The organism is Streptomyces sp. NBC_00224, assembly GCF_041435195.1.
Taxonomy (GTDB): domain Bacteria; phylum Actinomycetota; class Actinomycetes; order Streptomycetales; family Streptomycetaceae; genus Streptomyces.
On the sequence record NZ_CP108106.1, the window covers coordinates 3,461,322 to 3,473,775 of the forward strand.

Annotated in this window: 9 protein-coding genes; 2 read left to right on the top strand and 7 right to left on the bottom strand. The window is 73.4% G+C overall.

The annotated features are described in order from the left end of the window. Positions 1-515: 515 nt before the first annotated feature. Positions 516-1,502 carry a DNA polymerase III subunit delta gene (gene holA / locus OG965_RS15540; protein ID WP_371652669.1) on the bottom strand — a complete coding sequence of 329 codons (987 nt, stop codon included), beginning with the start codon at positions 1,500-1,502 and terminating at the stop codon, positions 516-518. Between the two features lie 108 nt (positions 1,503-1,610). Here holA and OG965_RS15545 point away from each other — a divergent pair, with 108 nt between their 5' ends. Next, entirely contained in the window at positions 1,611-1,859 is a 249-nt protein-coding gene (locus tag OG965_RS15545; protein ID WP_371652670.1) for a hypothetical protein, read from the top strand. 137 nt (positions 1,860-1,996) lie between these two features. On the opposite strand, the gene OG965_RS15550 is transcribed toward OG965_RS15545, so the two are convergent. From OG965_RS15550 to OG965_RS15560, 3 genes are all read right to left on the bottom strand, one after another. Beyond that, positions 1,997-2,908 carry a YceI family protein gene (locus OG965_RS15550; protein ID WP_371652671.1) on the bottom strand — a complete coding sequence of 304 codons (912 nt, stop codon included), beginning with the start codon at positions 2,906-2,908 and terminating at the stop codon, positions 1,997-1,999. Positions 2,909-3,349: 441 nt separating this feature from the next. Continuing rightward, a complete protein-coding gene (locus OG965_RS15555; protein ID WP_371652672.1) occupies positions 3,350-5,974 on the bottom strand; it encodes a ComEC/Rec2 family competence protein in 2,625 nt (874 codons plus the stop codon). Further along, positions 5,971-6,408, bottom strand: a complete 438-nt coding sequence (locus OG965_RS15560; RefSeq protein WP_371652673.1) for a helix-hairpin-helix domain-containing protein — start codon at positions 6,406-6,408, stop codon at positions 5,971-5,973. Before OG965_RS15560 ends, OG965_RS15555 begins: the two co-directional genes overlap by 4 nt. A gap of 385 nt (positions 6,409-6,793) precedes the next feature. Between OG965_RS15560 and OG965_RS15565 the strand changes: the two genes are divergently transcribed. Further along, positions 6,794-7,006 (top strand): hypothetical protein, encoded by a 213-nt coding sequence (locus OG965_RS15565; protein WP_371652674.1) that lies wholly within the window; start codon positions 6,794-6,796, stop codon positions 7,004-7,006. A gap of 239 nt (positions 7,007-7,245) precedes the next feature. Here OG965_RS15565 and OG965_RS15570 read toward each other — a convergent pair whose 3' ends face one another. The 3 genes from OG965_RS15570 to leuS all read right to left on the bottom strand — a co-directional run bounded on the left by OG965_RS15570 (position 7,246) and on the right by leuS (position 12,154). Continuing rightward, entirely contained in the window at positions 7,246-8,091 is an 846-nt protein-coding gene (locus OG965_RS15570) for a DegV family protein (protein ID WP_371652675.1), read from the bottom strand. A 171-nt stretch (positions 8,092-8,262) separates the two neighbouring features. Continuing rightward, entirely contained in the window at positions 8,263-9,099 is an 837-nt protein-coding gene (locus tag OG965_RS15575; protein ID WP_371652676.1) for a hypothetical protein, read from the bottom strand. A gap of 175 nt (positions 9,100-9,274) precedes the next feature. After that, positions 9,275-12,154, bottom strand: a complete 2,880-nt coding sequence (leuS, locus tag OG965_RS15580; RefSeq protein WP_371652677.1) for a leucine--tRNA ligase — start codon at positions 12,152-12,154, stop codon at positions 9,275-9,277. Positions 12,155-12,454: the final 300 nt, after the last annotated feature.

The following is a 12,454-nucleotide window of genomic DNA, read 5'->3' on the forward strand; positions in this document are numbered from 1 at the left end:
AACAGTTTGAGCAAGACCCCGTTTCCGTCCGGCTGGGCGGGGGCGGGGTTTTTTGTGTGTTGGGGGGAGTGGGAGCGGAGCCCGCGAGGGGGTGCAGGGGGTTTGAGGCACAGCCCCGAGGCGGGGCGCAGGGGCCGCAGGCCCCGCGAGGGGGTGCAGGGGCGCAGCCCCGCTGGGGTCTGGGGCGCAGCCCCGGGGGCCCTCCCCTCCCACCCACACCACCCCGCTGGGGGTCCGGGGGCACAGGCCCGGTAACCGGGGTGCAGGGGTCCGGGGGGCGCAGCCTCGGCAGCCAGGGTGCAGGGGTCCGGGGGGCGCAGCCTCGGCAGCCAGGGTGCAGGGGTCCGGGGGCGCAGCCTCGGCAGCCGGGGTGCAGGGGCCGCAGGCCCCGCCAGGGGTGCAGGGGGCGGAGCCCCCGCAAACGGGGTCCGGGGGCGCAGCCCCCGGGAAACCCACCTCTACCCCCACCCACCCCCGGAGGGTTTAGGCGAAGGGGCGGGGTGGGGCAAAACCCCTCACCCTCGAGCCCGCGCAGCCCGAGCCACAGCCACAACCGCCTTCTCCAGGGCGTACTCGGGATCGTCCCCCCCGCCCTTCACCCCCGCATCCGCCTCAGCCACAGCCCGCAGGGCGAAAGCGACACCGTCCGGCGTCCACCCCCGCATCTGCTGCCGCACCCGGTCGATCTTCCACGGCGGCATCCCCAGCTCCCGAGCGAGATCGGCGGGCCGCCCACCCCGGGCCGACGACAGCTTCCCGATCGCCCGCACCCCCTGAGCCAGCGCACTGGTGATCAGCACCGGCGCCACCCCGGTGGACAGCGACCACCGCAGTGCCTCCAGCGCCTCCGCCGCCCGGCCCTCCACCGCCCGGTCCGCGACCGTGAAGCTCGAAGCCTCCGCCCGCCCGGTGTAGTAGCGCCCGACGACCGCCTCGTCGATCGTCCCCTCCACGTCCGCGCACAGCTGCGACGCCGCCGAGGCGAGCTCCCGCAGATCGCTGCCGATCGAGTCGACCAGCGCCTGGCACGCCTCGGGCGTGGCCGAACGCCCCAACGCCCGGAACTCCGACCGCACGAACGTCAGCCGCTCCGCCGGCTTCGTCGTCTTGGGGCACGCCACCTCCCGCGCCCCGGCCTTGCGCGCAGCGTCGAGCAGCCCCTTGCCCTTGGCGCCGCCCGCGTGCAGCAGCACGAGCGTGATCTCCTCGGCGGGCGCATCGAGATACGCCTTCACGTCCTTGATCGTGTCCGCCGACAGATCGTGCGCGTTCCGTACGACCACGACCTTGCGCTCGGCGAACAGCGAAGGGCTGGTCAGCTCGGCCAGCGTGCCGGGCTGGAGCTGGTCGGAGGCGAGGTCGCGCACATCGGTGTCGGCGTCGGCGGCCCGTGCGGCCGCCACCACCTGCTGCACGGCGCGGTCGAGCAGCAGGTCCTCCTGGCCCACGGCGAGCGTGAGGGGAGCGAGCGGATCGTCGGTGGAATTCTTCCTGGTGGCCATCGCCGTCCAGCATCCCACGCGCCACTGACAGCGCCCCCACGGAAAGCGCCCCTGGTGGTCCCAGGCCGCCGTTCCACCTCACCCCTCCCCATACCGGAGAATGTCCAGGTGAGCGATGTGACCCGACACGTACTGGTGCTGCCCGACCGCGACGCCGCCGACGAGGTGGCCGAGGAACTCCCCGCCCGCTTCGGCCTGGCCGAAGAGCCTCAGCTCGTACGCGACGCCCTGGCCGGCGAGGACGACGCCGAGGACGCCCAATGGCTGGTCGTGGTCGAGGACCCGCACCACCGCCTCGACCCGGCGGCACTGCACGAACTCGCGGAGGAGTACGAGGGCTGGCTGGAGGCCCCGTAGCCCGGCCCGGAGGAGCCGTGGTCTGGGCCGGAGGCGCAGCTGTCTGGTCCAGACGAGCCGTGGTCCAGCCCGGGGGATCGTGGTCCGAGCCCCGCGAGTACGACCGAGGCCCACCCACCTCGGGCACGACCTGCGGCTCACCCCGTCTTGGGCACGACCTGAATGTCCATGTCGATGGAGATCGACGACCCGATCGCCGCGATGCCGCGCGCCAGCATGGTCTGCCACGTCAGCGTGAAGTCCTCCCGGTGCAGCTCCGTCGTCACCCGGCAGGCCGCCCGCGTCTCGCCCTCCAGCCCCGTACCGAGGCCGAGGTACTGCGTGTCGAGCGTGACCGTACGGCTCACCCCGTGCAGCGTCAGCCCGCCGATGATCGCCCAGCGGCTGCCGCCCCGGTGCACGAACCGGTCGCTGTAGAACTCCAGCGTCGGGCAGCGCTCCACATCCAGGAAGTCCCCCGACCGCAGATGGTCGTCGCGCATCCGGACCCCGGTGTCGATGGACGCCGCATCGATGACGACGTGCATCGCGGACTCCTCCATGCGCTCCCCGATCCGGATGGCACCGGCGAACGTGTTGAACCGCCCGTGGATCCGCGCCAGCCCGATGTGTCGTGCGGTGAAGCCGATCTGGGAGTGCATCGGGTCGAGCTCCCACTCGCCCGGCTCGGGAAGCGCGGGCGGCTGTGCGAGCTGGAGCTTTACGTCACCGAGCCCGGCGAGCGTGCTCTCCGCCACCACGGCGTTGCTGTGGAACGGCGTGTACCCCTCCGCCGTCACCGCCAGCCGGTACTCCCCCGCCGGCACCGTCGCCATGACGCTGCCGTACGGATCGGTCTCCCCCGCGAGGACCTTGCGGCCCGCACTGTCGCTGACCACGAACTCGGCCTGCCGGACCGGCTCGCTGACCGGGTCCAGGACCCGGCAGTTGAGCACCCCGGCCGTCGGTGGAACGGCGACCGCCGCGAGAGGGCCGCTCCGGGCCGTACGGGCCGCGCGGGCCGTACGGGAAGAGTCGGTCGAACGGCTGCCGGGCCAGCGGCTGAACACGGTGCACATACCCCCGTGCGAGAAGGAACTTCCGGACCACGCGCGGCCAGGACATCCTCGTCACGGCAGGACTTGCGGCCCTTGACGAAGATGCATTCGATCACTGTTGACCCGTTCGTGGCAAACGGGGCCCATGTGATGTGTTGGGCAACACTGTCCAGAGAGGCCCGAATTGCTACCCCGGGTTACACCGGACGGGCGACCATGGCGGTACCCGAGGGACATCAAGGGGCATCAAGGGATGCCGAGGGATGCCAAGGGATGCGATCCAATGAGGCTGCGCCGCGCCGGGTCCGGGGGGGCCGGGTTGCGTGGGCCCGGGTCACGCCGAGCCCGGTCACGCCGAGCCCGGTCACGCCGAGCCCGGTCACGCCGAGCCGGGTCGCGCGGCGCCGCGTCGCGCCCGGACCTCCCGCCGCTCGGGCTCGGCCCCCGCCCGTCTCATGGGCTACGCCCCAGCGGCACCGCCGTCAGCCCACTCCCCGTCCCATCCCCCGCCCCGCTCCCACTCCCGCTCCCACTCCCCCTCCCGGTCACCGCGATCGCGCCGTCCGTGTCCGTACGCAGCACCCGCGCCCCGGAATCGGTGAGCAGGGACACCGTGGCGGGCGCCGGGTGGCCGTACGGGTTGCCCCTCCCCGCCGAGATCAGCGCAAGCCGGGGCCGGATCGCGCGCAGCAGGGCCGGGTCCTGGTGGGCCGAGCCGTGGTGGGCGACCTTGAGGACGTCCACCGGCGGCAGCCCGGGGTGCGCCCGCAACAGTGCCTGCTGGGCAGGCGGTTCGAGATCGCCGGGGAGCAGCAGGGTCAGCCCTCCGGCCCGGACGAGCAGCGTGACGCTGGCGTCGTTCGGCCCGTCCGGCGTGACCGTCGGCGGAGGCAGCGGCCACAGCGCCTCCCAGGTGAGCCCGCCCACTGCACGCCGCTCCCCCGGCTCCACCGGGACGACCGGCACCCCCGCCTCGGCGGCGGTCCTCCGCACGAACCGGGCCTGGTCCGGCGGCTCTTCGAACGTCGTCGTCTCGATCACCCCGACGGCCCGACCCCGCAGCACCCCGGCAAGACCGGCCACGTGGTCGGCGTGGAAGTGGGTGAGCAGGAGCAGCGGAATCCGGGTGACGCCCAGAGCTCTGAGGCACCGGTCGGCCGGAACGGGGTCGGGCCCCGCGTCGACCACCACCGCCGTACCCTCCCCCGCCGCCAGCACCGTCGCGTCGCCCTGCCCGGCATCGCACATCGCGAACGCCCAGCCCGGCGGCGGCCAGCCGGTGACGATCCTGGTCAGCGGGGCGGGCCGCACCACGGCGAGCAGCAGGAGCAGCGCGCACCCGGCGGCCGCCCACGGATGGCGGGGCAGCCGTCTGGCCAGGAACACCGCGCCGACGGTGACCCCGGCGAGCAGGGCCCCTCCGCCCCAGCCGCCCGGCCACCCCGCCTGCGCCCCCGGCAGCGCGGCCCCGGTCCGGGCGATGTCGGCGATCCACCCCGTCGGCCAGCCCGCGCACCGGGCCAGCAGTTCGGCGGCCGGCATCGCGACCGGCGCCACGGCCAGGGCCGCGAACCCCAGCACCGTGGCCGGGGCCACCGCCAGCTCCGCCAACAGGTTGCACGGGACGGCCACCAGACTCACCCGCGCCGCGAACACCGCCACCACCGGCGCGCACACCGCCTGCGCCGCACCCGCCGCCGCCAGCACCTCCGCGAGCCGGCCCGGCACCCCTCGCCGCCGCAGCGCCTCGCTCCACCCCGGGGCGATCGTGAGCAGCGCCCCCGTGGCGAGGACGGAGAGGAGGAACCCGTAACTCCCCGCCAGCTCCGGGGCGTACAGCACCAGGACCAGTACGGCGGCGGCCAGCGCCGGGATCAGCGATCTGCGGCGGCCCGTGGCGATGGCGAGCAGCGTGACGAGTCCGCAGGCCGCCGCGCGCAGCACGCTCGGCTCCGGCCTGCACACCACCACGAACGCCACGGTGATCACCCCGCCGAGCAGCGCCGTCGCCCGCAGCGAGATGCCGAGGCGCGGGGCCAGACCGCCCCGCTCGGCCAGCGAGGCCCGGCCGGGCGGTCCGATCAGCAGCACGAGGACGATCACCAGGTTGCTGCCCGACACCGCCATCAAATGCGTGAGGTCGGTCGCCTCGAAGGCGTCCCGCAGCTCGGGCGTGACCCGGGAGGTGTCCCCGACGACCAGCCCCGGCAGCAGCGCCCGGGCATCCGGGCTCAGCCCGTCGGCCGCCTCCCGCAACCCGGCCCGCAGCCCACCCGCCGTACGCTGCAGGGCAGTTGGCTCCCCCACGACGTGCGGCGCCGCCCGCTCGGGCACCCGCACCACGGCGGCCACCCACTTGTCACCCGGCCTCGGTGGCGCAAGCCGGGCGGACACCCGCACCCGCGTCGAGGGCAGCAGCCGCTGCCACGGCTCCGGTGCGGCCACCAGGACCGGCGTCCGCACCCGGCTGCTGCCGCCGTCCGGTCCGACGACCCGGGTGACCAGCGCCTGGATCACGAACGACCGACCGCCCCACGCCGCCCGCGCCCGGACCGGCCTCGGGTCTGAGGTCAGAGTCAACTCGACGGTGGCGTGCGCGTATTGCCGCGCAAGGCCAGGAACCGGTCCCCGCCGCGCCTCGGCCACGTGCAGCGCGCTCGCGGTGGCCCCGGCGGCCGCGCACAGAAGTACGGCGGCGACGGCAACCCGGTTCGCCCACCAGGGCCCGGCCCGCTGCACCGTGGGGACGGGCGGTGCGGGACCGGCCCCGCCCTGTGGACCGGCTTTGCCCCGTGGACCGGCCCTGCCCCGTGGACCGGTCCCGCCCCGTGGACCGGCCCTGCCTCCCGCTCCGCTCCCCCAGCGCAGAATCGTCGGCCCCAGCAACATCGCCGCCACCACCAGGAACGCCACGACCCCCCAAGTCACCCACCCCGCAGGGGCATCCAGCGCCACTGCGGCAGCCGCCCAGGCGCCGACCGCCGGCGGGACCAGACGGAGGTCCGGCGGGCCCTCCTGGTGGGGATTCGCGGCGCCGAGCGGGCTGCCGGACTCGACGTGGGCCACGGGGCGGTTCATGGCCGCACCAGGGGCCGGAGGTCCTCGAACCGGCGGTCACCGATCCCATTGACCTCCCGTAACTCGTCGACGGACCGGAAACCGCCGTGCTGGGCGCGGTAGTCGACGATGTGCTGGGCGAGCACGGGACCCACCCCCGGCAGGGCGTCGAGCTGATCCACCGTGGCGGAGCTCAGGCTGACCGGCGCCCCCGCCGCCGCACCCGCCCCGGCGCTCCCCCCACCGCCCGCCACCGGTGCGGCCCCGCCCGTCACCGCGCCGGGCACGCCCACGACCACCTGCTCGCCGTCCATGAGCACCCGCGCCCGGTTGAGTCCGGTGACATCCACTCCGTCCCGTACCCCACCCGCCGCAGCCAGCGCGTCCGCGACCCTGGACCCCGGCGGCAGTCGGCGAATCCCCGGTCGCCGCACCTTGCCGCTGACGTCGACCACGATGCCCCCGCTCGGAGACGGCCCGGGCGCCCCACTCACCCCGGTCGCGGTCAGCGGGCTCGGCGTGGGCCCCGGGCCGGGGCCCACCGTCCGAACGGGAGGCGCCGGTCCCGTTACCCGCTCCGGGGCTCGCACGGGCTCGGGCCGCCCCGCCCAGAAGTGCTGTACGGCGAACCCCACAGCCACGATCAGCACCACGCTCAGCGCGGCCAGGCTCCTCGGAGTGAGCCCGCACCGCACCTGCACCCACACCGGCAGCCGCTCCCGCAGCGCCGCCCAGGCCCGCTCCCGTACGCCTGGAAACCCAGCCCCAGCGGCCGCAGTTGACGGCGTCGAGGTAGGGGCGAGGTCAGGGGCAGGAGGAGTGCCAGGAGCAGGAGAAGCAGTGGGCGTCGGATCGGAGAACGGGCGCCCGGGCGGCGCCCCCGACGGCGCGACCGGCGAGGGCGCGACCGGCGACGGTGGATCCGTCGACGAGGGCTCGACCGGTGACAGTAGGTCCGTCGACGAGGGCGCCGGGAGCAGTGCCTCCGCCCGCCGCCGCGCGGCCGTTCCGGCGGAGGCCCGGACCTGGGCGCCGCGTGTGCGACGACCGTGACCATGGCGGGCACGGCCGTCCGAACCCGGAGCGCGGCCCGGCCCGCTCGTTGCGATGCGTGGTGATCGGATAGCCATGCCACGACGGTAGGCAGCTCCGGCCGACCCCGCTGAGCAGGCCCAATTCCCGTGGATAACCCAGCGGTTGTGGATATCTCCGTCACCCGTACGGGTAACTCGCGCCGGTCCGCCGTCCCGACTAGCGGCCCGGCCGGCGGACCACGCGTCCGGCCACCGGCCTCAGCGCGGCGAAACCACCGCGCCCAGCAGCCCGGGCCCCGTGTGCGCCCCGATCACCGCGCCGACCTCGCTGACGTGCAGGTCCTCAAGCCCCGGCACCCGCTCGCGCAGCCGGTCCGCGAGCGCCGCCGCGCGCTCGGGCGCGGCGAGGTGGTGCACGGCGATGTCCACCCGGCTCGTCCCGGCCCGATCGACGACGATCTCCTCCAGCCGGGCGATGGCCTTCGAGGCGGTGCGCACCTTCTCCAACATCTCGATGCGGCCGCCCTCCAGCTGGAGCAGCGGCTTGACCGCGAGCGCCGAGCCGAGCAGCGCCTGCGCCGCCCCGATCCGGCCGCCCCGGCGCAGATAGTCGAGCGTGTCCACGTAGAAGAAGGCGGAGGTGCCCGCCGCGCGCTTCTCGGCCGCGGCCACCGCCTCGTCGAGCGTGCCGGCTGCCTCGGCCACCTCCGCCGCCGCCAGCGCGCAGAAGCCCAGGGCCATCGCCACCATCCCGGTGTCCACCACCCGTACCGGCACCGGGGCGGTCTTCGCCGCCAGCACGGCGGCGTCGTAGGTGCCCGAGAACTCGGCCGACAGATGCAGTGAGACGATCCCGGTGGCACCGGCTTCGGCCGCGGCCCGATAGGCGGCGGCGAACACATCGGGGCTGGGCCGCGAGGTGGTCACGGGGCGGCGTTTCTGCAGGGCCAGGGCGAGGGAGCGGGCCGAGATCTCGGTGCCCTCCTCCAGCGCCCGGTCGCCGAGGACGACGGTCAGCGGCACCGCGGTGATGCCGTGCCGCTCCATCGTCTGCGGCGGCAGGTAGGCCGTTGAATCGGTGACGATCGCGACATGGCGGGACATGAGCGGGAGGTTACCCGCCGGGGCCGCCACACGGCAGCCCGGCCCCGGTCCAATGATCGGTTCGGACCCGCCTTGACCGGTTCTGACGTGCATCGACACCCGGGCCATGCGCCCTCGCCCGGGCGGCAGCGGGCCGGGCCATAACGAACCCCCAGGCCCAATCCCCGCGCTTCAGTTCGTCGTCTCCGGCTTGGCCGTCTTCTGCCACGGGTACACGGGCGCGGGCTTCGCCGCGCCGATCGCCTGTGGGGCGTCAGCCGCCGTCCCGGCCGCCGCGTCGACGACCGTGGCCGACTGGGACTGGGGCCAGCTCTGCGCCGAGCCCTGCTCTCCGGACGCCTCCGGCCACGAGGCGCGCGCCTCGCCACCCGCCACAGGGGCCGACGAGCCCGTGGCCGGGGCAGCGGGGGCCGATCCGGGTATCCCGCCCGGCACACCCGTGGGCGCCCCCGTGGTCGGTCCCTTCGTCGCCCAGTCCCGCAGCGCCCCCGACTCGACCTCGATCTCCGCGCTCAGGGCCGCCAGGTCGTCGTCGGCGAACTGCTGGGCCCGGTCGCGGGCCGCCCAGCGCAGCGAGTCCGCCGCGTGCGTGATCCGCTCCGTACGCTCGCGCAGCTCCGGCATCCGCTCGCCCACGCGTCGCTTGTCGGGCTCGCGCTCCAGGCGCTTGAGCTCGTCGTCCAGCTCGTGTCCATGGCCGCTCAGCCGCTCGAAGAGGCTCAGCGACTCCTTCAGGGACTCGTCCTGCTCCACGCGTGCGTGCAGGGAGTCCTGGGTGGCCCGCATCGAGGTGCGCAGCGAGAGCCGCAGCTGTGCGAGCTCGCCGGCCACGCCGACCTGGCCCATGCTCTTGGCCCGGAGCGTCGTGTCCTCGACGGCCTTGCGGGCCTGCGTGACCGTGCGCTCCACTCCTCGCTTGGCGGCGCCGACCGCCTTCACCGTCAGGTACACGCCCAGCACAACGAAGGCGACGAACGTCAGCGCCAGGATCGCGATCGCGGCTTCCATGAACGTCCCCTCGATGTCGGTCGGCTTCCCTCCACCGTAAACGGAACGGGCAGGCTGGTGGTTCCCGTGGAACCCCCAACCTGCCCGTAGGGGAAACCCCCCACTACCGCTCGCCCGTCACGCGGGAGCTGCCACGCGGGCAGCTGTCACGCGGGCAGCTGTCACGCGAGAACGGTCACGCGGGAACGATGTTCACCAGCTTCGGCGCCCGCACGATGACCTTGCGGATCCCGGCGCCGCCCAGCGCCGCGACGACCGCCTCGTCGGCCAGGGCCAGCTTCTCCAGCTCCTCGTCGGAGATGGTGGGCGGGATCTCCAGGCGCGCCTTGACCTTGCCCTTGATCTGCACGACGCAGGTCACGGTCTCGTCCACGACGTACGCGGGGTTGGCGACCGGGAAGTCCTGGTGGACGACCGAGTCCTGGTGGCCCAGCTTGCGCCACAGCTCCTCGGCGATGTGCGGGGCCAGCGGCGCCACCAGCAGCACCAGCGGCTCCGCGACCGAGCGCGGCAGCGCCCCGCCCGCCTTGGTCAGGTGGTTGTTCAGCTCGGTGATCTTGGCGATGGCGGTGTTGAAGCGCATCTCCGCCAGGTCGCCGCCGGCGCCGTCGATCGCCTTGTGCAGGGCGCGCAGGGTCGCCTCGTCCGGCTCGGCGTCGGTGACGGTGACCTCGCCGGTCGTCTCGTCGACGATGTTGCGCCACAGCCGCTGCAGCAGGCGGTACTGCCCGACCACCGCGCGCGTGTCCCACGGCCGCGACACGTCCAGCGGGCCCATCGCCATCTCGTACAGGCGCAGGGTGTCCGCGCCGTACTCGGCACAGATCTCGTCCGGAGTGACCGCGTTCTTCAGGGACTTGCCCATCTTGCCCAGCTCGCGCTTGACGGGCTCGCCCTCGAAGAAGAACTTGCCGTCGCGCTCCTCGACCTCGGCGGCCGCGACCGGGAAGCCGCGGCTGTCCCGGTAGACGTACGCCTGGATCATGCCCTGGTTGTACAGCTTGTGGAACGGCTCGGCCGACGAGACGTGCCCCAGGTCGAACAGGACCTTGGACCAGAAGCGCGCGTACAGCAGGTGCAGCACGGCGTGCTCGGCGCCGCCGACGTACAGGTCGACACCGCCGTGCGGCTGGCCCTCGCGCGGGCCCATCCAGTACTGCTCGATGGCCGGGTCGACCAGCTTCTCGCTGTTGTGCGGGTCCAGGTAGCGCAGCTCGTACCAGCAGGAACCGGCCCAGTTGGGCATGGTGTTGGTCTCGCGGCGGTAACTCCGCAGACCGGCGCCGTCCCCCAGGTCCAGGGTGACGCGGACCCAGTCCTCGTTGCGCGACAGCGGCGTCTCCGGCGAGGTGTCCGCGTCGTCCGGGTCGAAGGTGCGCGGCGAGTAGTCCTCGACCTCGGGCAGCTCCAGCGGCAGCATCGACTCGGGCAGCGAGTGGGCGACGCCGTCCTCGTCGTAGACGATCGGGAAGGGCTCGCCCCAGTAGCGCTGGCGACTGAACAGCCAGTCGCGCAGGCGGAAGTTGACGGTGCCCTCGCCGATGCCGCGCTCGGCCAGCCAGTCGGTGATCTTCGCCTTGGCGTCGACGACGCCCAGGCCGTCCAGGGAGATCTCGGCGCCCGTCGAGTTGACCAGCTTGGCGTCGTACGAGGCGAACGCGTCGTCCCAGGTCGAGGCGTCGGTACCGCGGTCGTCCGACGGCTCGACGACACAGCGCATCGGCAGCTCGAAGGCGCGCGCGAAGGCGAAGTCACGGGTGTCGTGCGCCGGGACGGCCATGATCGCGCCGGTGCCATAGCCCATCAGGACGTAGTCCGCGATGAAGACGGGGACCTGGTCGCCGCTGACCGGGTTGACCGCGTACGCGCCGGTGAAGACGCCGGTCTTCTCCTTGGCGTCGGCCTGGCGCTCCACGTCGGACTTGGACGCGGCGAAGGCGCGGTACTTGGCGACGGCCTCGGCGGGGGTGGCGTGTCCGCCGGTCCACACCTCGTGGGTGCCCTCGGGCCAGGCGGCCGGGACGATCGTGTCGACCAGCTCGTGCTCGGGCGCCAGCACCATGTAGGTGGCGCCGAACAGGGTGTCCTGGCGGGTGGTGAAGACGGTGATCGCGTCGCCTTCGGAGCCCACCGGGAAGGCCACGCGCGCGCCCTCGGAGCGGCCGATCCAGTTGCGCTGCTGCAGCTTGATGGCGTCCGGCCAGTCCAGCGCGTCCAGGTCGTCCAGCAGACGGTCCGCATAAGCGGTGATGCGCATGTTCCACTGGCGCAGCTTCGCCTTGAAGACGGGGAAGTTGCCGCGCTCGGAGCGTCCGTCGGCGGTGACCTCCTCGTTGGCCAGTACGGTGCCCAGGCCCGGGCACCAGTTGACCGGCGCGTCCGAGGCGTACGCCAGGCGGTAGCCGCCCAGGACCTCGGCGCGCTCGGCGGCGCTCAGCTCGCTCCACGCGCGCGTAGTGGGAGGCTGGCGCTCACCGCTCTCGAACTGGGCGACCAGCTCGGAGATCGGACGGGCCTTCTGGGCGTCGGTGTCGTACCAGGAGTTGAAGATCTGGACGAAGATCCACTGGGTCCACTTGTAGTACTCCGGGTCGATCGTGGCGATCGACCGGCGCTTGTCGTGGCCCAGCCCCAGCCGGCGCAGCTGGCGCTTCATGTTGTCCATGGCGGCCTCGGTCGACACCCGGGGGTGCGTGCCGGTGGCGACCGCGTGCTGCTCAGCCGGCAGGCCGAAGGCGTCGAAGCCCAGCGTGTGCAGCACGTTGTGGCCGGTCATGCGCTGGTGGCGGGCGAAGACGTCCGTGGCGATGTAGCCCAGCGGGTGGCCGACGTGCAGTCCCGCGCCCGAGGGATACGGGAACATGTCCATGATGAACTTCTTGGGCCGTGCGACCACGGCCGGGTCCCCGGCCAGGTCACCGCTGGGGTTCGGCGCCGCGTAGGTGCCGTCGGCGTCCCAGCAGTCCTGCCAGCGTGCCTCGATGTCGGCGGCCATGGCGGCCGTGTAGCGGTGCGGCGCTACCGGCTCTGCGGCAGCGGGGTTCGTCTCGCTCATGATCCTTAAAGCTCCATCGATCGTCTCTGCCAGCGGCTGCGACATTCACCAAACGAAAAAGCCCCTCGCACAGGAGGGGACGCCGCGCCGATTCCGACCGGCTCTCTTCATCGGTCGGGACTGATCAGCGCGGCTCGCTAAGCAGAAGGCGTACGGCACGCATGGCGTCAGGGTACCGCAGGCCCCACACGGCCCGCACTGAGCGTTCACAAGGGCTCGCACCGAGCGTTCAAGAGGCGCCCCAACGAGCTCAGCCGACAGAGGTTACTCCGCGTACCGACCTCTTCTGACCTCTTCTGG

Excerpts from the sequence above, each read along its gene's own strand:
- holA (WP_371652669.1), bottom strand. The coding sequence starts at position 1,502 with ATGGCCACCAGGAAGAATTCCACCGACGATCCGCTCGCTCCCCTCACG.
- OG965_RS15570 (WP_371652675.1), bottom strand. The coding sequence starts at position 8,091 with ATGTCCCGCCATGTCGCGATCGTCACCGATTCAACGGCCTACCTGCCG.
- OG965_RS15575 (WP_371652676.1), bottom strand. The coding sequence starts at position 9,099 with ATGGAAGCCGCGATCGCGATCCTGGCGCTGACGTTCGTCGCCTTCGTT.
- OG965_RS15555 (WP_371652672.1), bottom strand. The coding sequence starts at position 5,974 with ATGAACCGCCCCGTGGCCCACGTCGAGTCCGGCAGCCCGCTCGGCGCC.
- leuS (WP_371652677.1), bottom strand. The coding sequence starts at position 12,154 with ATGAGCGAGACGAACCCCGCTGCCGCAGAGCCGGTAGCGCCGCACCGC.